The organism is Erythrobacter sp. R86502, assembly GCF_042466465.1.
Classification (GTDB): Bacteria; Pseudomonadota; Alphaproteobacteria; order Sphingomonadales; family Sphingomonadaceae; genus Erythrobacter.
In genome coordinates, this window is the sequence record NZ_JAXHCJ010000001.1 from 1,535,346 (window position 1) to 1,557,052 (window position 21,707).

Annotated in this window: 15 protein-coding genes and 1 tRNA gene; 12 read left to right on the forward strand and 4 right to left on the reverse strand. The window is 59.7% G+C overall.

Annotation, left to right across the window (positions count from 1 at the left end):
• Positions 1-22: 22 nt before the first annotated feature.
• Complete coding sequence (locus SJY33_RS07450; protein WP_379922053.1) at positions 23-940, forward strand: acyl-CoA thioesterase; 918 nt, start codon at positions 23-25, stop codon at positions 938-940.
• Between the two features lie 97 nt (positions 941-1,037).
• On the opposite strand, the gene SJY33_RS07455 is transcribed toward SJY33_RS07450, so the two are convergent.
• On the reverse strand, positions 1,038-1,844 hold the full coding sequence (locus SJY33_RS07455) for a universal stress protein (RefSeq protein WP_379922055.1): 807 nt from the start codon (positions 1,842-1,844) through the stop codon (positions 1,038-1,040).
• A gap of 147 nt (positions 1,845-1,991) precedes the next feature.
• Here SJY33_RS07455 and SJY33_RS07460 point away from each other — a divergent pair, with 147 nt between their 5' ends.
• From SJY33_RS07460 to SJY33_RS07470, 3 genes are all read left to right on the forward strand, one after another.
• Positions 1,992-3,488, forward strand: coding sequence for a carotenoid oxygenase family protein (locus tag SJY33_RS07460; RefSeq protein WP_379922057.1), 1,497 nt, complete (start codon positions 1,992-1,994; stop codon positions 3,486-3,488).
• A gap of 122 nt (positions 3,489-3,610) precedes the next feature.
• On the forward strand, positions 3,611-5,434 hold the full coding sequence (locus SJY33_RS07465) for a DUF885 domain-containing protein (protein WP_379922059.1): 1,824 nt from the start codon (positions 3,611-3,613) through the stop codon (positions 5,432-5,434).
• A 186-nt stretch (positions 5,435-5,620) separates the two neighbouring features.
• The gene (locus SJY33_RS07470) at positions 5,621-6,526 is read left to right on the forward strand and encodes an OmpA family protein (protein ID WP_379922061.1); all 906 of its coding nucleotides are present in this window, start codon (positions 5,621-5,623) and stop codon (positions 6,524-6,526) included.
• An 84-nt stretch (positions 6,527-6,610) separates the two neighbouring features.
• Here the strand turns inward: SJY33_RS07470 and uvrC are convergent, their stop codons facing one another.
• Positions 6,611-8,572: an excinuclease ABC subunit UvrC gene (gene uvrC / locus SJY33_RS07475; protein ID WP_379922063.1), complete on the reverse strand. Its 1,962-nt coding sequence runs from the start codon at positions 8,570-8,572 to the stop codon at positions 6,611-6,613.
• Positions 8,573-8,637: 65 nt separating this feature from the next.
• Between uvrC and SJY33_RS07480 the strand changes: the two genes are divergently transcribed.
• The gene (locus SJY33_RS07480) at positions 8,638-9,864 is read left to right on the forward strand and encodes an NAD(P)/FAD-dependent oxidoreductase (RefSeq protein WP_379923545.1); all 1,227 of its coding nucleotides are present in this window, start codon (positions 8,638-8,640) and stop codon (positions 9,862-9,864) included.
• A gap of 50 nt (positions 9,865-9,914) precedes the next feature.
• On the opposite strand, the gene SJY33_RS07485 is transcribed toward SJY33_RS07480, so the two are convergent.
• Complete coding sequence (locus tag SJY33_RS07485; RefSeq protein WP_379922065.1) at positions 9,915-13,124, reverse strand: hypothetical protein; 3,210 nt, start codon at positions 13,122-13,124, stop codon at positions 9,915-9,917.
• Between the two features lie 237 nt (positions 13,125-13,361).
• Here SJY33_RS07485 and infA point away from each other — a divergent pair, with 237 nt between their 5' ends.
• The 7 genes from infA (at position 13,362) to SJY33_RS07520 (ending at position 19,333) form a co-directional block, all read left to right on the forward strand.
• Positions 13,362-13,607 (forward strand): translation initiation factor IF-1, encoded by a 246-nt coding sequence (infA, locus tag SJY33_RS07490; RefSeq protein ID WP_007163491.1) that lies wholly within the window; start codon positions 13,362-13,364, stop codon positions 13,605-13,607.
• Between the two features lie 15 nt (positions 13,608-13,622).
• Positions 13,623-14,195, forward strand: coding sequence for a Maf family protein (locus tag SJY33_RS07495; RefSeq protein WP_379923546.1), 573 nt, complete (start codon positions 13,623-13,625; stop codon positions 14,193-14,195).
• Positions 14,188-15,165: a ribonuclease gene (locus tag SJY33_RS07500; RefSeq protein ID WP_379922068.1), complete on the forward strand. Its 978-nt coding sequence runs from the start codon at positions 14,188-14,190 to the stop codon at positions 15,163-15,165. The genes SJY33_RS07495 and SJY33_RS07500 overlap by 8 nt, the downstream gene beginning before the upstream one ends.
• Positions 15,162-15,350, forward strand: coding sequence for a DNA gyrase inhibitor YacG (locus SJY33_RS07505; RefSeq protein WP_379922070.1), 189 nt, complete (start codon positions 15,162-15,164; stop codon positions 15,348-15,350). Before SJY33_RS07500 ends, SJY33_RS07505 begins: the two co-directional genes overlap by 4 nt.
• Positions 15,351-15,479: 129 nt before the next feature.
• Positions 15,480-15,554, forward strand: a tRNA-Phe gene (locus SJY33_RS07510).
• 42 nt (positions 15,555-15,596) lie between these two features.
• The gene (purC, locus tag SJY33_RS07515; protein WP_379922072.1) at positions 15,597-16,400 is read left to right on the forward strand and encodes a phosphoribosylaminoimidazolesuccinocarboxamide synthase; all 804 of its coding nucleotides are present in this window, start codon (positions 15,597-15,599) and stop codon (positions 16,398-16,400) included.
• Between the two features lie 68 nt (positions 16,401-16,468).
• Positions 16,469-19,333, forward strand: coding sequence for a M16 family metallopeptidase (locus SJY33_RS07520; protein ID WP_379922075.1), 2,865 nt, complete (start codon positions 16,469-16,471; stop codon positions 19,331-19,333).
• Between the two features lie 97 nt (positions 19,334-19,430).
• On the opposite strand, the gene SJY33_RS07525 is transcribed toward SJY33_RS07520, so the two are convergent.
• Entirely contained in the window at positions 19,431-21,683 is a 2,253-nt protein-coding gene (locus SJY33_RS07525; protein ID WP_379922077.1) for a TonB-dependent receptor, read from the reverse strand.
• Positions 21,684-21,707: the final 24 nt, after the last annotated feature.

A 21,707-nucleotide genomic window follows, 5' to 3' on the forward strand; every position in this document is an offset into this window, starting at 1 on the left:
GCCCGCAGCATGGCATCTTGCGATGACCGACATACCTTCCAATGAGCAACTGACTGCCGGCATTGTCCGCTTGCTGACGGTCGAAAAACGTGCCTCCGATGTATTTGCCGGACCACCACAGGTCGATGGGATCGGTCGCGTCTTTGGCGGGCAAGTGCTCGCACAGGCGCTTCAGGCGGCACAAGGTACGGTTACAGACGGCAAGTGCGCCCATTCGCTGCACGCCTATTTCCTGCGTGGGGGCCGCGAAGGCGCACCAATCGAATATCGTATTGCCCGCGATTTTGACGGTCGCAGCTTTGCCAACCGCCGCGTCGTGGCGGCGCAGGAAAACGAGGAAGGCATCGCGGTGCCGATCCTTAACCTGACCGCCAGCTTTCAACTGCCCGAAGCAGGGTTGGAGCATGCGGATTCGCCGATGCCCGATGTGCCCCAACCCGAAGATCTGCGGTCCGACATGGACCAGCGACGTGAAATCGCAGAAGCCTGGGGCGAGCGTTTGAACGAGGCGCAGCGTCGATTGATGCTGCGGCCTCGACCGATCGAGATGCGAACGACCGATCGTTTGCACTGGATGAGCAGCGAACCCCGCGAACCGCGCGCGCATTCCTGGTTTCGCGTGTGCGCACCGATCACGGGCGCCGAAGACACGCCCGAGCTGCACAGGGCGATCATCACCTACGCCAGCGATTACACGCTTCTTGGCACCAGTGCGCTACCGCACGGGTTGAGCTGGATGCGCAACGAACTGGTGGGTGCCAGCCTGGATCACGCGCTGTGGTTCCACCGCGATGCGCGCGCTGATGAATGGCTTCTATACGCGACCGACGCGCCGTGGTCGGGCGGCGGGCGCGGGTTCAATCGCGGCCGAATTTTCAACCGCGCAGGTGAACTGGTCGCCAGCGTCGCGCAGGAAGGCATGATGCGCAAACGTCTTTAAGAGCTACACCGCTTCGGCGGGGATATATCGTCCCGCATGCGACGCGACAGCGCAGCTCTCGTTATATCCACCGCTCGGCGCTTGCGGACCAAGCAAATTAGTGCGCCATCAGAACCGGCATCATTGGTTCGCGCAACATTTCACGTGTTACTCCGCCCATGACCATTTCTGACAAACGTGAATGGCCATAGGCGCCCATCACCATCAGCCCGCATTGGCGCATCTGCGCTGCGGAAAACAGCGTATCAGATATTCGCGCCGCACCACGGGGAATCTCCACGATGTCACAAGCGATCCCGTGGCGGCTCAGATATTTCGCACCTTCGGTTGCCGGAAAATCGAACCGTTCCGTTTCTTTCGTCTCCGTCACGCTGGCAAGCGTTACGGTACATGCGCATGCCAAAACAGGCACGGCGCTGCGCAAGGCGTGACACGCCTCGGACGAACCGTTCCACGCCACCAGCATAGGTGCGCTGACATCAAACCCAGCGCTTCCCTCTGGCACAACCAACACCGGCGCTGACGTCTTTATCGTCAAATCGCCGGCCAGCGATGACGGCCGGTTTTCGACGCTGACCGCACCGACAATAACGATATCCGCCAGCGGCGATGCTTCGAGCATTTGATGCAAAGCGGTGCCGTAGACAAAGCGCCAATCGAATGGCACGCCTTCGTGCTCCAGTTCGCGTTCGATTTCGGCGCGCTGTTGCTCGGCATTCGCCTTTATGACTGGCATCGCCGCCGCGATTGCAGAACCGTAGACATCTCCGGGTGCAAACACGTCATAGCAGACCGCCTGAAGGCAGGTGATATGCCCGTTGGTAGCCCGCGCCAGATCCAGTGCGACTTGCAGGCGCGCCTTCATCCCGGTGTCGTGATCGATATGAAGCAAGATGGATTTCATGGCAGAAGGTCCTCCTAGTCGGCGGTGTATCGACGCTAACACGGTCGCCTGCCTTGTTCAGGATCAAACTCAGCCCCAAAGCTGCGCCAGCATACCAGCTTGCAAGCATCCCGCCCATCGCTAGTCTGACGTTCAGGGAGACGAGCCATGCAGATCATGCGACATCCGGCAGTAAAGACTTCGCTGAAGCCGTCCAATCACCCCTATCTGACTGGGCCTTGGACCCCGCAGCATGAAGAGCTTGATGTTGCAGAACTGACGGTGATCGCAGGCGAAATCCCGGCCGACATTGATGGCATTTACCTTCGCAATACCGAAAATCAGGTACACCAACCTTTAGGACGTCATCACCCATTCGATGGCGATGCAATGATCCATCAGGTCAACATTTCCGGCGGCAAGGCCAGTTATCGCAATCGCTTCGTGCGAACGCATTGCTTTGAGGCCGAACAGATCGCCGGACAATCGCTGTGGGGCGGGTTGATGGACCCTTGGGGGACATCAAAGCGCCCTGGGTTCGGCGCCCATGGCGGGCTGAAGGACACAGGCTCCACCGACATCATCGTTCATGCGGGAACGGCCTATGCAACGCTCTACCAATGCGGTGAGGCGTGGATGCTCGATCCGGTAACGCTCGCCAGTCGAGGCAAGGCGCCGTGGGTGCCGTTAGACGGCGTATCGGCCCACCCCAAGGTCGACGAGGCAACGGGGGAGATGATGTTTTTCAACTACTCCAAATACCCGCCTTTCATGCATTACGGCGTCGTCGATCGTACTGGTACACTGGTGCATTACACGCCCATCCCCCTGCCCGGCCCCCGCCTGCCTCATGACATGGCAATTACGCCGAACTGGTCGATCCTGAATGATATGCCGTTGTTCTGGGACAAGGACCTGCTCGAACGTAACATTCACGCCGCGCGGATCCATGACGGCGTGCCAACCCGCTTCGCGCTGATCCCGCGGCGCGGCGGCGCGGCGGACATACGCTGGTTTGAGGCTACCCCGACCTATGTCTTGCACTGGACCAATGCGTGGGAGGAGGGCGACGAGGTCATCGTGGAAGGCTATCATCAGGCGCGACCGATGCCTGATCCGCTGGAGGGTATGGGCCGATATGCGCACATGATGGCCTATGTGGATGAACATTCATTTCAATCGCGCCTTCATCGCTGGCGGTTCAACCTGACGACAGGCGAAACCCGCGAAGATCGCCTCACTGATCGCATCGTCGAGTTCGGCATGATCAATCCGCGCCAAGCGATGCGCAAGAGCCGCTACGTCTGGTCCACGACAACCCGGCCCGGATGGTTCCTGTTCAACGGTTACGTCCGGCATGATACCGATACGGGCCAGGAACAGGTCTACCGCCTACCCGAAGGCGTTTATGCCAGCGAAAGCCCGATGATCCCGCGGCATGGCGCCACTGCAGAAGATGACGGGTATCTCATAACGTTTCTTATCGACGAAAATACCGGCACGTCACAATGCGCCATCCTGGACGCTGCTGATGTGACGAAAGGCCCGATCTGCCGCCTTGCCCTGCCGCATAAGCTGTGTTCGGGAACCCATTCGGCTTGGGTGGAACATGATCAACTTCGAACGGACGCGGCATTCAGCGCAGCGCGTCGCGCTGCCGACTGATATCGCAGCGTGACGACACCCGTCGACCTGTCTCCGACGCTCGTCGCCCGTCTTGTTGCCTCCTTATGGCCGCATGCCTAACGCGCTGCAGCATTACCACCTCTTTTCCGGGGACTATTTTCATGACCTTGCGCCTTGTCCTTGCCGCGTCGACCGCGCTGCTGACCACCGCCGTCCCCGCTGTCGCCCAACCGGCAGCCGCACCTATCGAACAAGCCGCAGCGGCAACGATGTCAGAGCATGACAAGCTGTTTGCCCTGTTTGCTGACGCTGACGAACGCGAGCTTGCTCTGAACCCCTTGAACCGGTTGTTTCGTGGAGAGGAGGAAGACGCCGACAGGCTTGGCGACTTCCTTACCGATTCAAGTTTTCTTGCAAGTCGCACGGACATCAAACTGAACCTTGCGCTGCTGGCACAGGTCGACCGCAGCAAGCTCGATGCCACCGATGCGCTGGCTTATGATGTGTTCAGGTACACACAGGAACGCGCGGCCGAAGGATATACCGACGAAATGCGCGCGCTGACCGAGGTCCGCCCGCTCAACCACTTCTTCGGATTGCACACGTATTACCCGCAATTCGCCAGCGGCACCGGCGTTGCGCCGTTCAAGACGCTCGCCAACTACGAAGACAATCTGTCGCGGCACGACGATTATATCGCCTTTGTCGAACGGGCGATCGACAAGTTTCGCGAAGGCATGGACACCGGCGTGCTGGAGACCAGCCTAACGGTGGGGATCATGGTTACACAACTCGACACGCAGCTAAAAATGCCCGTTGCAGAATCGCAATTCATGGCGCCGACCAAGGACTTCCCTGAAACCATTTCCGCTGAGGACCGCACACGGCTTCTTGCCGCCTATGAAGCCAAGACGCGCGAAATCTACACCGCGAACACGGCCTTGCGCGATTTCCTTCGCGACGAGTACCTTCCGATTGCCCGCACAAGCATCGGCCTGTCCCAGATGAAAGGCGGCGACAAGTTGTATGCGCGATTGGTGGAGGAATCGACCACCTTGCCGCTGGCCCCGGAAACGATCCACCAGCTGGGACTCTCCGAAGTGGCGCGAATCAAGGCCGATCTTGAAGCGTTGAAGCAGGAAGTCCGGTTCGACGGGACGCTGACCGAATTCTTCGACTATGTTCGTACCGATCCGCAGTTCCAGCCCAAGACGCGTGAGGGGCTTACCCAGGCCTATTATGACATCGGAAAGCAGGTCGACCAAAAGATCTGGGAATATTTCTCGTTGATCCCCAAATCGCCGTTGGAAATTCGCCCCTACGATACGTCGACCGAAGAATTCGAAGCGGGAGGATCGTATCAGTCAGGTTCAGCCGACGGCGCGCGGCCCGGCGTATTCTATTTCAACGCCTATGACCTGCCGAGTCGTCTGACACCGGGGAACGTGACGCTTTACCTGCATGAAGGCGCCCCGGGGCATCACTTCCAGATCAGCCTTGCGCAAGAAAACGAAGCGCTGCCCGCATTCATGCGGTATGGCGGTACGACCGCATTTGTTGAAGGGTGGGCACTGTACGCCGAAACTTTGGGCTACGAGATGGGCTTTTACCAGGACCCGTGGAACCGGTACGGCACGCTTCAGGATGAACAGCTTCGCGCCATGCGGCTTGTGGTTGATACCGGTATTCATGCGAAGGGCTGGACGCGCGACCAGGCGATCGATTTCATGATGAACAATTCGGGCATGACTCGCACCGAAGTCGTCGCCGAAGTCGATCGCTACATTGCCATCCCAGGGCAGGCTCTTGCCTACAAGGTCGGGGCGCTCAAGATTCAGGAACTTCGCCAGCGGGCCGAAAAGTCTCTGGGCCCCAAATTCGACATCAAGGCCTTCCACGAGCAGATTCTCAACACCGGCGGCCTTCCTTTGACCGTGCTTGAAGCCAAGATTGATCGCTGGATATTGGCACAAGCCGAACGTTGATCCGCACACGGGGCCACGTTTTTGCCTCAATTCGTCGCATCCCATACCCCGGTTGCCCATTCCTGTGGCATCCGGGGGTTCGGCGTTCATCTGCGAGCAAGGCGCCGATGAACAACCACGCTCCGCACACAGCATCAATCAGGGCCGACCGAGGGATCGCGGCCCCCATTTCTGGAGCCTGCCACTGTGACGAAGACCTTTTCCACTGCGCGTAAGTTCGCGCTGATCGCTTTACTCGGTGCCGCATCGGCGTCGGGCCTTTCTGCTCAAACCCAGTCGCCCGCACCCAATCAGAACGAGGTTCTGACGACAGTTTACGGCTCGCTTCCGCCATTGGCCGAGATGGCCGAAGGTCCGAAAGTGACGGGCATCATTTCGGCCCGCAAGGGCTCGCGTCTGCAAATCACCGCGGACGATGGCTCCACCACCATGATCACGCTGCACCCCGAAACCGAAATCCGCAGCCGCGGCGGGTTTCTCGGCATCGGGAACAAGGCCTTTGATCAAAACGCGCTTATCAACGGGCTTCCGGTCGTTGTGAAAACGTCGCAGTACGGCGAAGGCCTTGTCGCAAGCGAGGTGCGCTTTACCAGCGACGATCGACAGATCGCAGCGATGATCCGCGGCGGAACCCAACAGCAATTTGGCGAACAGGGCGCTGCAATCCAACAGAACGCCGCAGCCACCGAAGCACTGCGCGGCCGTCTTGGCGACATCGACAAGTACAACCTCAAGAGCACCACCAACGTCTATTTCGACACAGGTAAGTCAGTGCTTTCGCCCCGTGCCAAGTCCGAACTTTGCACAGCGGCGCAAACTGCGGGCGCAGACGAAAACTCTCTGATGCTGGTTCTGGGTTACACCGATTCCACCGGCTCGCAGGAGGTCAACCAGACCCTCAGCGAAAAGCGCGCCTCTGCGGTTGTCAATCACCTTCAGCAGGTCTGTAAGTGGAAGCCCTACCGGATGCTGACCCCGACTGGCATGGCGACATCTGATCCGGCCGCTGATAACGCCACGGCTGCCGGGCGTGCGCAGAACCGCCGCGTTTCGGTAAACGTTCTGGTCAGCAAGGCGCTTGACGGACAGTAATTCTTTGCAGGAGGGGCAGGCTGATCACGCCTGTCCCTCTTTCGCCCTCCCAACCCTTGCAGACAGCCTGCGTGATAAAGCGCCCTAGCCGCCAGCGTGGTAGAAATCATACACCTTGCGCGCCACAGTCGCGCTGACGCCTGGCGCGCGTTGCAGGTCTTCCAGTGCCGCGGCGCGGACCTTGCTGGCAGTTCCGAAATGCAGCAGCAAAGCGCGTTTGCGCGCTGGGCCAATGCCCGGGATTTCATCAAGCGGCGACGCGGTGATCGCCTTGGAACGTTTGGCACGGTGCGCGCCGATGACATAGCGGTGCACTTCGTCGCGCAAGTTTTGCAAATGGAATAACAGCGGCGAATTTACCGGCAGCATCTTTTCGCGCCCATCGGGAAAGTGAAACACTTCGCGCCCGTCTCTGCCGTGATGCGGTCCCTTGGCAACACCGACCACTGCGACCTCGTCAGCTATGCCGATATCGTTGAGCACGCGCATGACGCTCGATAACTGTCCCTTGCCGCCGTCAATCAGCAACAGGTCAGGCAGGATGGTTTCGTGACCCCCGGATTTGGCATCAGGATTGCCTTCCCCATCGGCAAAGTTACGGAAACGCCGCGCCATTACTTCGCGCATCATCGCAAAATCATCATTGGTCTGCGCTTCGCGGATATTGAACTTCCGGTATTGGCCCTTCTCGAAGCCGTCCGGCCCGGCCACCACCATCGCACCGACGGCCTTGGTGCCCTGAATATGGCTGTTATCGTAAACCTCAATCCGTTGGGGCGCTGTGTCGAGCTCCAGAAATTCGGCCAGCTCGCGGTTAAGGCGTGCCTTGGTGCCGGTTTCTGCCAAACGCCGTTCAAGCGCCTCGACCGCATTGCGCTGCGCCTGCGCCATCAGTTTACGACGATCGCCGCGTTCGGGTACGGATATGCGAACCTTGCGGCCGGCCAGCTCGGTAAGAGCCGCTTCGATCAACGCACATTCGGGCAAATCGCGATCGACCAGAATGGTGGGCGGCGGCGGCACTTCTTCGTAAAATTGCAGCATCACATCGGCCAGCACCTGCGCTTCTTCCACATCATTGGTGTGGCGCGGAAACAGGGCGCGGTGGCCCCAATTTTGTCCGCCGCGAATGAAGAAGGATTGGACGCTCATCTGGCCATTCTTGGCGGCAAGCGCAAAAACATCCGCATCCCCCAGGCCAACCGCATTGATGGCCTGCGATCCCTGAATGAATGTCGCTGCCCGCAACCGGTCGCGCAGCATCGCTGCTGTTTCGAACTGCAAGTTCTGCGCAGCTTCGGCCATCTGACGCTCGAGATCGGCCTGAACGGCCCCGGATTTGCCCGAAAGGAAATCCTTGGCCTGCCGCACCAGCGCATCATACCCCGCCTCGTCGATCCGACCGACGCACGGCGCCGAGCACCGCTTGATCTGATAGAGCAAACACGGCCGGTCGCGGTTGTTGAAGAAACTGTCAGTGCATGACCGCAACAGAAACAGCTTCTGCAGCGCGTTGAGCGTGGTGTTGACGCTGCCCGCGCTGGCGAAGGGGCCGTAGTAATTGCCCTTCGCCCTGCGTGCGCCTCGATGTTTCTGGATGCGCGGAAACCGGTGATCGGCACGCAGGAGTATGAACGGAAAGCTTTTGTCGTCGCGCAAAAGCACATTGAACGGCGGGCGAAACCGCTTGATCAGTTGTGCTTCCAGAAGCAGCGCCTCAGCTTCGGAATTGGTGGTGATGATCTCCATGCTGCGGGTTTGGCTGACCATCCGCTGCAACCGTCCGGATAGGCCGGCGATCTGCGTATAGTTTGCCACGCGCGCCTTCAGACTCCGGGCTTTCCCGACATACAAAACCTCTCCCCGGGTATCGAGCATGCGATAAACACCGGGCGAGGGCTTCAAGACCTTCACTACATCACGGATCGCCGCCACGCCGCCCTCAAGATCGGGCTTGGCGCTCGACACGGTATAGGCAGCGCGTTCTTCGTTGAAACGTTCTGCGCCGCGTGGATCGTGGGGGGTGCCTGCGGGTGTTTTGGCCATGGCGCTCAGATAGGGACTGAGGGGGGCGATTGGCAATTGCTGCAAGCGCGCCTATCCGCACCGTCATGGAAACGCACGACGTCATCATCCTCGGCGCAGGCGCTGCCGGACTGTTTTGCGCAGGACAGGCAGGACAGCGCGGTCTCCGCGTGGCTGTGCTGGAAAAAGCCGATGCGCCGGGAAAAAAGATCCTGATTTCGGGCGGCGGGCGCTGCAACTTCACGAACCTGGGCGCAGGACCGGGCAATTACCTGTCCGCCAACCCTCACTTCGCCAAAAGTGCGCTTGCCCGGTATACCCCGGCGGACTTCATCGCACTGGTGGATCAGTATGGCATAGCGTGGCATGAAAAAACGCTGGGACAGCTGTTTTGCGATGGTTCGGCTAAACAGATCGTCGCAATGCTGATCGAAGAATGTCCCAAAGATCGGGTGACGCTGTCGTGTGATGCGAATGTGATTGGCGTTGTGCGGGCCGGTGATGGCATGTTCACCGTGTCCGTCACTGATGGCCGGGTGTGGCGCGCACCTGCGCTTGTTATTGCTACAGGAGGGCCGTCGATCCCCAAGATGGGGGCGAGCGATTTCGCTTATGGGTTGGCACGCCAGTTCGGGCTGAAAGTGGTAGAGCCCCGCCCCGCCCTTGTCCCTTTGACGCTTGGCGGGGAAGATGCCCTGTTCCGCGAGCTATCGGGCGTGGCCGCACCGGTGCTGGCACGCGCAGGTTCGGGCAAGAACACGGCTGCATTTGCCGAAGCGGCCTTATTTACGCATAGAGGGCTTTCGGGCCCTGCGATCCTGCAGATTTCATCCTACTGGCGCCACGGCGAAGAGGTTGGCGTTACCTTCCTACCCGATGCGGCAACCGATTGGTTGTTGGCCGCCAAGCGCGATCGCCCCCGCACACATATGCGGACCTTGTTGCGCGAAGCCCTGCCCGCACGGTTGGCCGATGCGCTGGCAGATCGGATCGGGCTTGATCGCGAACTGGGAAATATCGGGGACAAGGACCTGCGAGATGCACAGGCACGGCTGGCTGACTGGCGTTTTGCCCCGAACGGCACCGAAGGGCTGGCAAAGGCTGAAGTCACCGCTGGCGGGATTGCGACAGCCGAATTGTCGAGCCGCACGATGGAGGCGAACAAGGTTCCCGGCCTCTACGCAATTGGTGAGGCGGTAGACGTGACTGGTTGGCTGGGCGGTTACAATTTCCAATGGGCATGGGCGAGCGGCTTTGCTTGTGCAGAAGCTCTGGCTGCCGCGCACGCCAAGGGTGAAACACGGCAGCCGTAGTTTTTTTACCTTATGAACGTGCCCGCTCGAATGCGCAGACACGTGTACGATCAGAACAGCTTCCTAAGGTCGATCCCAACGTACAAACCCAGCGGATCGATGACGAACGGCTGATAGTTGATGGGAGTCCCCCCCGTGCCGTCGCGCACCCGACGCTGCGCGTCAAAGACGTTGTCGGCGATAAGGCTGACACGGAAGTCCTTCAGCAAGCCTTCGTTCTTGCCCGTGATTTCGCCCATGTTGGCAAAGATACGAAGATTGAAGGTCGCAATATCATCGAAGAACAGGTCGCTACCGCCTACTGCGCCGTCAAGCCGGGTTGTCCCTGTATAAACGCCGGATAGCCGCAAGCCCATGCCCTTGCCAAACAGACCCGCTTCCAGACGGCTGGAATGGCGTGGCTGGCCAAAGGCGCTGGTAGCCTGTCCATCAAGCTGATCGAGCGGCGCGAGGCCCGGGGCTATGAGGATCTCGTTGGCGAGTTCGATGGTGTGCGTAAGGTTGAAGAAATACCGCCAGCCCTGGAAGTTGCGTCCACCTGCCAGGGGATTGAATGCAGGCCCACCGGACGGTGCACCGCCCCCTGCCGCCAGAGCCGTTCCCGAAGGCGGCGCGGCAGCGCAGAACCGTTGCTGGAACTGCGCCAGCGCTTCGGGCGGGATCGTTCCATCGGGAAGCCTCGACCGGTCGAGCGCCATCTTGATGAAGGCTGGATCAACGCCCGGAATCTCGGCAGAAACATCTTCACCGCGTTCGATCCTGGCGACCAGTTCCGCAATTGCTGTCGTACCATCCGGGCCGCAGGCGCGTTCGCGGAACGCTGCCAATTGCGGAGGAACGGTTTGGCCAGAAGCACCGCCGCCCATCGGACCGGCGCCCATCAACGCGGGATCGATGCTGCAAATCCGGGTCCGGAACTGGGCCAGACGCGCTTGTTCGATCGTGCCATCAGTGCCACGCAGCCGCGCCATCATGGGCGCAAGCCGCGCCGGATCTATGCCCGGATATTCTGCTGAAATGTCCGCTCCGCTTTCAATTGCGGCTACAAGCTTTTCCAGGAAGGCGAGGCCATCGTCGGCGCACAGGCGTGTACGGAAGGCCATAAATTGTTCACGCTGTTCGGGCGTGGGCGCCGCGCCGCCTGCTAATCTGCCCCCACCCTGAGGACGCTCACTTGCACCATCTGATATGGCCGGAGCTGGCCCGGTGGTCGGGGGCGCAGGCTGCGGCGCCTGGGCTGCACGCGATGACGCCGCGCCGCCACCGCCGAACCTGCCGCCGCCGCCGCGGCCCTCGCCCTCATCCGGCGCGCCAAATGTGCCGTTGGTGGAAAAGGTGAATTGAACGCGATCCGCCCGCGTTTCGGCAAAGCTGACCTGACGTCGGTCCACGGCAATCAGGCGGCCATCCTCATCGCGTATTACGCGATCCGGAAACGCAGCTTCGATATCGGGTGTGATCTGCGGAAAGCCACTTACAACGTTGTCCGAACGGTTGCGGATATAGTCGACAGTAAGGCGCGAGTTTTCCCAGAACGGCAGTTCCCAATTGGCAGAGAATTTCCAGTCGCGCTGGGTTTCCGCAGGCAGATCGGGATTGCCGCCCGTCTGAACGGTCGCCAACACTGTCTCACCCCGAACGAAATCAAACACGGGCACGTTCAGATTGAAAATCTGAGGATTGCCAAGAGCGGTCAATCCCGGTGCCACTTCGCGCCAGATGTAGGTGGCCGACAGGTCCAGACCATCAACAGGCTGCCATGTGACGCCAGCGTTCCAATCACCCAGCACGCCAAAGTCGCTTAGGTCTGCTACGCCAGCCTGCAGGTTCAGTGTGAACGTGCCAAGCGCGTCGGCGAATTCTTCGCGGCGGCTTGTCAGCGGCACGACCACATTGGCGCCTGTCGACAGTTGACGCCGGGTCAGCGTCGCTCCGGTATCGGATCGGGTGTCCGAGCTTTCGATTCGCTGCCAATCCAACCCAATATCAAAAGTGGCCAGCACCTCGCCTGCAGGCAGATTACCCAGCGGGCCTTCGAGCGTAGTGAGCGAAGAACCATTGATCGATCTGCTGCGGGCCAAATCGAACCCGTTTGAAGTGTCGGTCGGCAGCGGCCCCGTCACCGCAAGCGTTCCGGCAAGTGCGGCGTTTTCGAACACGGCCAGTTCATCACTGGTAAGGCGCTGGTCGATCGCTGTTTCGGTTTCCGAAAGTGAACCATCGAAGGTACTGGTGAACCGGAAGGCATTGACCGGCTTGGTGATCGAACCTGCGGTCGAAATCGTATCGGTCGACGAACGGCGCGCAAGCGGCGTGTCGCCGCCAAAGGTGCGCACGACGCCGTCATCATCTTCATCGGCGCGCAACACCACGGTGTTCAGGCCATCCAGACTTCGGCTTTCCCTGCGGTCATAATTGAGGTTTGCGCTCAAAGATGTCCCGCTATCGATAATCGCCTTGGCCCATGAAAGGTTGGCTTCAAGGCCAAACGTGTCGGCCAGCAAGCTGCGGAACCGTGCCGGGTTCGGATCGCCTGCGACATCGGACACCGACCCATCGGTCTGGTTGATATCACGTTCATCTTCGGTCAGCAGGGTGGTGTCTTCAACCTGGATATTGGCATTGATCCGCCCACCATCGGCGATCTTCAGAAGGCCGAATTGCTGCTCGTTGCGCGAATATCCGCCCCGTGTGGGCAGTTCATATTCAAAATCGACCTGACGGTTGGAGTAATTGTCCTTCAGGATCAGGTTGATGACACGCCGGTCGGGTGGAAAGCCAAAGCGTTGTGCGGTTTCTTCCGGAAACACTTCGACGCGTGCGAGGGATTCGGGCGGGTAATTGGCAAACTCGCGGAACGAACCGATGCGGATACCATTGACCAGAATGACAGGACGCCCGCCCTCGCCGCGCCCTCTGGCCGACCCCGTTCGTGCACTGATCTGCGCGATAAGGTCGGTAATGGAGGTTACGCCTTCCGCAGCGATCGCGGTTTCATCAAGTTCGAGCAGCGGGGCTTGGTCGACGAACAATTGCCCGCGGATTCGACCTGACCGAACCACGATCTCATTGCCGATCGTGCCCGTGTCGGTCGCGCTATCAGGCTCCTCCTGATCGGGTTCTGCGACGGGTTGGGGCTGTGCCTGCGCAGCTGAACCGGCTTCGGCTGATAACGGCATGGCCGACGACAGGGCCAGCGACAGGGCCAGCGCGCATGTGCCAGCGCGAAGATCAGCGCGGGAAAGCGGGGAGAGGTTCATGGAGTCCCTTTGGTTAAAAATCGGATGGCAGAGCGGCAGCTAGCCCTTGCTTTCTGGCGACAGGTGGCTTTGCAGTTCGGCAGGGTTTTGCTGCACCTTTCACCCTGAACCGGGCCTGCAAATGCCCGCATATTAAGCGCCTAACGCACGAGCCTTCCCTTTTGGTTCCCGCATCGCTAAAGCGCAGCCCCACATCGACGGGCGTATTGTGCGCCGCAACAGATCAAAAGGAAATACATGGCCAAGGAAGAACTCCTCGAAATGCGCGGGCGCGTGGTAGAGTTGTTGCCCAATGCGATGTTCCGGGTGGAGCTTGAAAACGGCCATGAAGTGCTGGGCCACACCGCGGGCAAAATGCGCAAGAACCGCATCCGCGTGCTGGTTGGTGACGAAGTGCTGTGCGAATTGACGCCCTACGATCTGACCAAGGCGCGCATCACCTATCGCTTCATGCCGGGTCGCGGCGGCCCCGGCCCTCAGTAATTGCCCGCTGCCCCCATGGGCGCGCACTATCTGACACTAGCATCGGCGTCGCCGCGGCGGCGTGAACTGTTGTCGCGTCTGGGCTTGACCCCGGATGAGGTGACTCCTGCCGACATCGACGAAACCCCGTTGAAGGGTGAACTCCCCCGCGCCTATGCCATGCGCATGGGCCGCGAAAAGGCGAACGCGGTGCAGACGCCAGGATACGTACTCGCAGGTGACACAGTGGTGGCGGTGGGTCGGCGCATTCTTCCCAAGACCGAAACCATGGCCGAAGCACGCGCTTGTCTGGCTTTGATGAGCGGGCGGCGCCATCAGGTTCTTTCCAGCGTCGTGGTGCGCGCACCCGATGGCACGATGCGCGAACGATTGTCAGAAACCGTCGTGCATTTCAAACGCCTTTCGGCTGAGGAAATCGCCGCCTATCTTGCGAGCGGCGAATGGCAAGGCAAGGCCGGCGGTTACGCGATCCAAGGCGCGGCCGAAGGACTAATCGAATGGATCAGGGGGAGCCATTCGGGCGTGATGGGCTTGCCACTTCATGAAACCCGCGCATTGTTGAAGGCGGCAGGGTTCGCCATTGGCTGAATGTCCTGCGCCCGAATGGTTGATCGAGGAGGGCATAGGCGAAACTCGTGCCTTGCTGGTCAGCGGTGAACGGGTCTTTGCGGCCAAGGTTTTCTGGCCCGGCGAGCTGCATGCCGGACTGCGGGTCACAGGCAGACTGACGGCCAAACTCAAAGGGACCAGGCGCGGTGTAGCCTTGCTTGTTGATGGCACGGAAGCGCTGGTGGATCACCTTCCCCCTACCGTCACCGAGGGGCAGGCGCTCGATCTTGTCGTAACCCGCGCCCCCTTGGCCGAACGCGGACGCGTGAAACGGGCGCAGGCGCGAATAGCGCTTGTCGACAGCGCTGCCGCAACTTCGCCGGTGCCCAAAGGGCGCGTGGTTCGCCGATTCGCATCCGGATTATGGGAGGACGTGTGGCAATCCGCGTCCGAGGCCAGTCTGGCGTTTTCTGGCGGCGAGGTGCTGGTCAGCGTCACGCCTGCAATGACACTGATTGATATCGACGGGATCGGCACCCCACGCGACGTCGCTCTGGCAGCGATACCGGCAATCACCCGTTCGTTGATGTGGTTTGATATTGCCGGAAACATAGGCATCGATTTTCCCACGATCGCCGCCAAGGCAGACCGCCGCGCGATCGACGAAGCGCTCGATTCGGCGCTGGCAGGATGGACGCATGAGCGCACCGCGATGAACGGATTCGGTTTCGTCCAGCTTGTCGCGCGGCTGGAAGGCCCATCACTGTTGCACCGCTTTGCGACCACAAGGCTTGGCGCTGCAGCGCGGATGACGCTGCGAAAAGCCGAATTGGCAGCGGACGGCGGTATAGGCCGAATGATGCAGATTACCGTGCATCCGGCGGTCAGGCCTCATTTGCAGGCAGACTGGATCGAGACGCTGACCCGGCGCACAGGCCGCGAAGTGCGTATCGACATCGACACCGCTCTTGCCATTGAGAGCGGCAGTGCCCAGCTTCTGTCGGCATGACCCATTCCGCTTCAAAGCCCTGTCCCATCTGTCGCAAGACGCGCCATCCGGATTTTCACCCCTTTTGCTCTCAGCGCTGCAAGGATCGCGATCTGGCACGCTGGTTTTCCGATACCTACGCCGTGCCCGGGCCGCCAGCTGACCCTGAGACGCTCGCATCCGACGACTGGCGAGAGCAGGATTGATCCAGTTGCAATAATCTTGCGTGGTAGTCGCAAAAGGCCCTTGCCAACCCTCCTTGGCTTCGCCATAGGGCCGCTCTCATTTGCTCGCCGGGGCGGCCACATGGCTTGATCCCGTCGCTCGCAGCGAATGCCCGGGTAGCTCAGGGGTAGAGCAGCGGATTGAAAATCCGCGTGTCGGTGGTTCAAATCCGCCCCCGGGCACCATTCGCTGAAAACGCCGGAAGGCGAGCTGGGAGTGCCGACCTAATGTCCCGCCGCACCAAGATTTATGAAGGCAAGGCCAAGATCCTGTATGAGGGTCCGGAACCGGGTACGCTCATCCAATACTTCAAGGATGATGCGACCGCTTTCAATGCTGAGAAAAAAGGCACCATCAACGGCAAGGGCGTGATCAACAATCGCATCAGCGAGCATGTTTTCACCCGCCTCGCCCATATCGGCATCCCGACGCACTTCATCCGCCGCTTGAACATGCGCGAACAGCTGATTCGGCAGGTCGAGATCATTCCGCTGGAAGTGGTGCTGCGCAACGTCGCCGCCGGATCTATCAGCAAGCGCCTTGGAATTGAGGAAGGCGAGCCTCTGCCACACACGCTGATTGAATATTACTACAAGGATGATGCACTGGGCGATCCGTTGGTCGCCGAGGAGCACATTGCCTGCTTCAATTGGGCCACCAACGAAGAAATGCACGACATTTCCTCGATGGCGATTCGGATCAACGATTTCCTGTGCGGCATGTTTGCCGCGATCGATATCCGACTCGTCGACTTCAAGCTGGAATTCGGCCGGCTTTATGATGGCGATTACAGCCGGGTTATTCTGGCCGATGAGATCAGCCCTGATGGTTGCCGGCTTTGGGACATGGCCACTGGCGAAAAGCTCGATAAGGATCGCTTCCGCAGGGATCTGGGCGGTGAGGAAGAAGCCTACCGTGAGGTAGCACGCCGGCTTGGCCTGTTGAATGCCGAAGACAATGGCCCGGGTGAGGTTTTTGACCTGTCGCACGCACGTTCGCGCCTGCGCGGGCCGCCGCCGATGAAGAAATAAGCTGACAGCTCAGTCTGCGCCGTTACTCTCGCTTCAGTCATCCATGATCCGAGAGACATCTGATATCCATGCGGAATCGTTCCCTGTTCGCCAGTTTCATGCTGGCGCTGTCGCCGCTTGCCTTCACGACAGCGCTCGCGGCGCAGGATGCGCCGTCCGCTGAAACCTCCGATACGAACCCAGCACCAGTTTGGGCGTTTGAAGACAGCGATGTTCCGGTTGACGAAGGCTTCACCTTCGGCCGGCTTGAAAACGGCATGCGCTACATCATCCGCCGTAACGCAACGCCAGCGGGCACAGCATTGGTGCGGATGCGAATAGGTTCAGGGGCTCTGGAAGAGACCGACAGCGAGCGCGGTCTTTCGCATTTTCTTGAACACATGGCTTTCAACGGATCAAAGGGCATCCCCGAAGGCGAGATGATCAAATTGCTCGAGCGCGAAGGTCTCGCCTTCGGGGCGGATACCAACGCGTCCACCGGGTTCGAAGCCATTACTTACCTACTGAACCTTCCGCGCAACGACGAAGCGCTGTTGGGCACGGCTTTGATGCTGATGCGCGAAACCGCCAGCGAACTTACGATTGCGTCGGATGCAGTGGACCGGGAACGCGGGGTCGTGCTTGCAGAACGGCGTGACCGGGCTGGGTTTCAGCAGCGCAATTTCGAAGACAATGTAGCCTTTCTGGCTCCGGACGCTCGGTATGGCCGACGCATCCCCATCGGAACGGTCCCGGTTCTCCAAAGCGCTTCAGCTGACGAAATCCGCGCGCTCTACGACCGTACCTACACACCTGCAAACACGGTCCTGGTGGTGGTGGGCGATTTTCCGGTAGATGTCGTTGAAGCTGCAATCCGCAAGCGTTTCGCCGACTGGGCGCCCCGCCCTGCTCCGATCGAGCCCGAAACCGGGCCAATCGATGTTTCGGCAAAAGACCTGACGGACGTTTATATTGATCCTGCACTGGCTGAAACCGTCACCATCACCCGTTTTGGTCCTTGGCGCGATGAGCCCGATACAATCGCTAACCGGCGCGCCGCGACCTTGCGCGGTTTGGGCTATGCCATCATAAATCGACGCCTTGCGCGGCTTGCCCGGGGCCCAGACGCACCTTTCCGCAGCGCCAATTTCAGTTCGGGAGATATTTTCAAGGACGCGCGGATCACCAGCCTTCAGATCGGCACTGCGGATGGCGATTGGGAAAAGGGTGTGCCAGCCGCCACACGCGAGCTTCATCAGGCGCTGACCTATGGCTTCACGCAGGCCGAAGCAGATGAACAGATCGCCAATCTGCGCACCGCGTTGGAAAATGCGGTCAATGCGACCGAAACCCGCAGCAATGCCGTGTTCGCAGGAATGGCCCTTTCGCTGGTGAGTGACGATCGGGTTCCTGTCACACCGGAATGGCAGCTAACCGCTTTTGAGGAATGGGCGAGCGATATCACGCCGCAGGCACTGCTAGTTGCCGTAAAGGCGGATGCTGCGCCGCTGGACGATCCGCTCATCCGTTTTGAAGGCCGCACCGCGCCCAATGGCGGCCAAGCGGCACTGCGCAATGCTTTTGCCGCTGGCATGGCCCTACCCATCGCCGCACCGGCCGATACCGGACCGATCGCCTTTGGTTACAGCGATTTCGGTGCCCCGGGCCTAATTGTGTCCGACGTGCTTGAGGACAGGTTGGGCCTCAGGCTGATCCGCTTTGCCAATGGTGTGCGCCTGACCCTAGGCAAGACCGATGTCCGCAAGGACCGGGTGGGTTTTGCGCTGGCCGTGGATGGCGGCGATTTGATGAATACTGCTGATGCTCCGCTGGGAACCTACCTTACAAATTCGTTGGCTGCAGGGGGACTGGGCAAGCACAGTCAGGATGAACTCACCAGCATTCTGGCCGGGCGCAGCGTCGCCTTCAGTCTGAACAGCGACACCGATGCCTTCACCACATCGTCGATCACCACGCCGCGCGATTTGCGGTTGCAGTTGCAAGTGCTCGCAGCCTTGCTCACCGATCCGGGCTATCGTCCGGAGGGGGTTGAGCGGTTCTACAAGAACATCGACAACTTCTTCAACACCCTGAATTCAACCCCTAGCCGCGCGTTGTCATCTGCCAGCGGGGCGATCCTGTCGGACAATGATCCGCGTTTCAGCCTGCAACCGCGCGATGCCTTTTTCGCGCTGGATTTTGCCCAATTGCGCAGCGTAATCGAAGGGCGGCTGACATCAGGCGCGATTGAACTGGCTCTGGTGGGTGACTTCGATGAAGACGCAGCCGTCGCAGCAGTCGCAGCAACGCTCGGCGCGCTGCCCATCCGCGAAGCGGATTTCAATCCGCGCATCGAAAATCGAAAGCGTACCTTCACCGCTGAACGCCTTCAGCATACTCTCTACCACAAGGGCGAGGCCGATCAGGCGCTGGTACGTTGGTATTGGCCCACAACCGACGACCGCGATCTGACCGAGCATTTGCGGTTGGATCTTCTGTCGCGGATCGTGCGGATCGAACTGACCGACCGGCTGCGCGAACAATTGGGTCAGGCCTACTCCCCGTCTGCCGGGTCGCAGCCCAGCCACTATTATCCCGATTATGGGAATTTCATCATCGGGGCATCAATCGCCGCCGATCAGGTCGAGCCAACCCGGCAGGCCGTGAACGCAATGATCGAAGATCTTCGCGCTGCACCACTTGATGGCGACGTGATAGAGCGGGCGCGCAAACCCTACCTTGAAGAATACAACAACGTCCTGAAAGATTTGAACGGGTGGCTGGCGCTGGCTGCCAGAGCGCAGAGCGAGCCTGAGCGGCTTGAACGGTTCCGCGCCTCGGGAGCGATCATGGCGTCGATCACACCAGAGGATATTCACCGCACGGCGCTGACATATCTTAAACCCAAAGGTGCGGTTGAATTTACCGTAATTCCCGCGCCCAAACCGGAATGAGCTAAAAAAAGCCGGCAGGTTTGCTCCCTGCCGGCCTCTTCGCGTCCAAACGCCTTGTACAAAATGACCGCACGTCAAAGTGCGGCCATCGTGTGCCTCAATATTTTACGCCGAACATGATGCCGATGATGCGGGGATCATTGACGAACGCGGTGTTGTTGTTGAAGTCGATCACGCCCTGAACATTGTCTTCATTGGTAATGTTGCGCGCAAAAGCGGCTAGTTCCCACTGTCCGTTGTTCCCCGAATAGCCAACCTTCAGACCGCCTTCGATCCTGCTCTTCGCGTTGAACTCGCGGCTTTCGTACAACAGGAAGTTCGTTTCGCCGAGGAAGACCCAGTCGGTGAAAGCGAAGAATTCACCCGCACTTCCCACCGGAATGGCATAGCGGGCAGTGAAGTCCGCGCTCCATTCCGGCGCATTGGGGAACGGGTTGCCATCGATCGCAGCAAAGGTGATCGGGCCGAACGGGCCGGCAATCGTGCGGGTGGGATCAGTTACAGTGCACTGCGCGCAGGTGCCAACTTCAAGCGCGGAATCCTGAATTTCCGTGCTGTTGTACGCCACACCAAGTGTCAGCAGCAGGTTGGGCGTGACCTGAAACGCGCCATCGAATTCGAAGCCATAACCTTCGCCCTTGTTGGCGTTGATGAGCTGAACCAGATTGCCCGCACCGCCGACCGCGGTGAACTGCGGATCTTCGACGGTGTAGTAATAGATCGCACCATTCAAGCGGACTCGACGATCGGCCAGTTCGGTCTTGTAGCCCAACTCATACGACGTGATATTTTCGGACTGTGCGACGGATGGCGGATTGAAGAATGCGACATCGCGACCCTGAATGGTCGGCCCGCGGAACGAGTTGGCGACCTTCGCATACACGCTGACATCAGGGGAAACGTCAGCAAACAGGCTGACATCCCAGTCGAACTGATCGTCCTGAACGCTGCGCGGCTGCGGTGCGGCACCCGAACGCACAAAGAAATCCTTCTGGTCATCGGTGTAGCGAATACCGCCTGTCGCGCGCAGCGTATCGGTCAACTGATAGCTTAATTGTCCGAACAGCGCCCAGGCTTCGTTGGTGTGATTTACGGTTACCGGTGGCGGGAAGCTGAAGCCTACCGTGGTAACATCGAAATCGCTTTCAAAATAGAAACCGCCAAGCTGCCAACTCAATGGCCCCGAACCGTTGGACGCAAGGCGCACCTCCTGCGTGGTCTGTTCAAGGTCGAGCGAATCCTGCGTGTCGGATTCAAACGGAATGAAGCCCGGACCCGTGCGCACGATATCGCCTTGGGCGTCGCGAATAACAAAACCGCCGTCAACATCGCCGCGGCTTGAACCCTTGCTTGTCCAATGGCTTGTGATCGAAGTCAGCGTTGCGCCGTCGAATTCGTAAGCTGCCGTCAGCGTCGCGCCGAATTGCTCGTATTCCGCAACGTTGCCGCCACCTGCATCATAGAACACGGTATCGCGATCATAATTTGCGTTCAGATCGTTATTACCGGGGCCCAGAATGTTGGCGCGGAAGATAGTGGAAGACCCATCCAGATCGCGGTAATTGACCGCAGCCAGAACGCTTGCCCGGTCGCTCGGATTGAAGAGCAGCTGGCCGCGCACCGCAATATCGGTAAAGCCGCCTAGCGCATCGTCTTCACCGGTAAAGCCATTGTCGATCCAGTCGCTGCGGCGTTGAAGCTGTCCCGATACACGAAACGCCACCACATCCTCTACTATCGAACCGCCGAACGCGCCGTTGAGCGACACCGTATCGAAGCTGCCATAGGACAGGCCCGCGCTGACGCTCGTATCATGGCTAGGCTTGATCGAATCGATTTTGACGATGCCTGCCGGGGTATTGCGCCCGAACAACGTGCCCTGCGGCCCGCGCAGAACCTCGACCCGCTCGACATCGAAGATCGGAAAGCTTTTGAGCGTCACATTTTCCAACACGACATTGTCGAGCAGGACGGAAACGGGCTGCGACGCTGCCAGATCGAAATCGGTGTTGCCCAGACCGCGAATGTAAAAGCGCGGCGCGACACGGCCGTTGGAACTTTCGACGTTGAGGCCAGGCGCGGTTCCGGCAAGCGCAGTAATGTCGCCTGAGCCGCTAAAGATCGCACCGATACGCTCCTGATCGAGGATATCGGCGGAAACCGGGACGTCCTGAAGGTTTTCTTCGCGCCGGTTGGCGGTGACGATGATGGTGGCAAGCTGGCCTTCACTGGCCTCGGCAACTTCGCCATCCTGCGCAGCGGCAGGGGCGGCGATGCCAACAATGGCAGCGGCAGCGACAGCGGTGGAGGCCACCCAGACAGAACGAAATGCGCGGATTCGGTGAGACATCGGACAACCCCTAGGTTTGAACGG

What these genes read in the sequence shown, in the direction of transcription:
- SJY33_RS07460 (WP_379922057.1), top strand. Translation starts at nt 1,992, where the DNA reads ATGCAGATCATGCGACATCCGGCAGTAAAGACTTCGCTGAAGCCGTCC.
- uvrC (WP_379922063.1), bottom strand. Translation starts at nt 8,572, where the DNA reads ATGGCCAAAACACCCGCAGGCACCCCCCACGATCCACGCGGCGCAGAA.
- SJY33_RS07505 (WP_379922070.1), top strand. Translation starts at nt 15,162, where the DNA reads ATGACCCATTCCGCTTCAAAGCCCTGTCCCATCTGTCGCAAGACGCGC.
- SJY33_RS07450 (WP_379922053.1), top strand. Translation starts at nt 23, where the DNA reads ATGACCGACATACCTTCCAATGAGCAACTGACTGCCGGCATTGTCCGC.
- infA (WP_007163491.1), top strand. Translation starts at nt 13,362, where the DNA reads ATGGCCAAGGAAGAACTCCTCGAAATGCGCGGGCGCGTGGTAGAGTTG.
- SJY33_RS07480 (WP_379923545.1), top strand. Translation starts at nt 8,638, where the DNA reads ATGGAAACGCACGACGTCATCATCCTCGGCGCAGGCGCTGCCGGACTG.
- SJY33_RS07520 (WP_379922075.1), top strand. Translation starts at nt 16,469, where the DNA reads ATGCGGAATCGTTCCCTGTTCGCCAGTTTCATGCTGGCGCTGTCGCCG.
- SJY33_RS07455 (WP_379922055.1), bottom strand. Translation starts at nt 1,844, where the DNA reads ATGAAATCCATCTTGCTTCATATCGATCACGACACCGGGATGAAGGCG.
- SJY33_RS07525 (WP_379922077.1), bottom strand. Translation starts at nt 21,683, where the DNA reads ATGTCTCACCGAATCCGCGCATTTCGTTCTGTCTGGGTGGCCTCCACC.
- SJY33_RS07485 (WP_379922065.1), bottom strand. Translation starts at nt 13,124, where the DNA reads ATGAACCTCTCCCCGCTTTCCCGCGCTGATCTTCGCGCTGGCACATGC.
- SJY33_RS07495 (WP_379923546.1), top strand. Translation starts at nt 13,623, where the DNA reads ATGGGCGCGCACTATCTGACACTAGCATCGGCGTCGCCGCGGCGGCGT.
- purC (WP_379922072.1), top strand. Translation starts at nt 15,597, where the DNA reads ATGTCCCGCCGCACCAAGATTTATGAAGGCAAGGCCAAGATCCTGTAT.
- SJY33_RS07465 (WP_379922059.1), top strand. Translation starts at nt 3,611, where the DNA reads ATGACCTTGCGCCTTGTCCTTGCCGCGTCGACCGCGCTGCTGACCACC.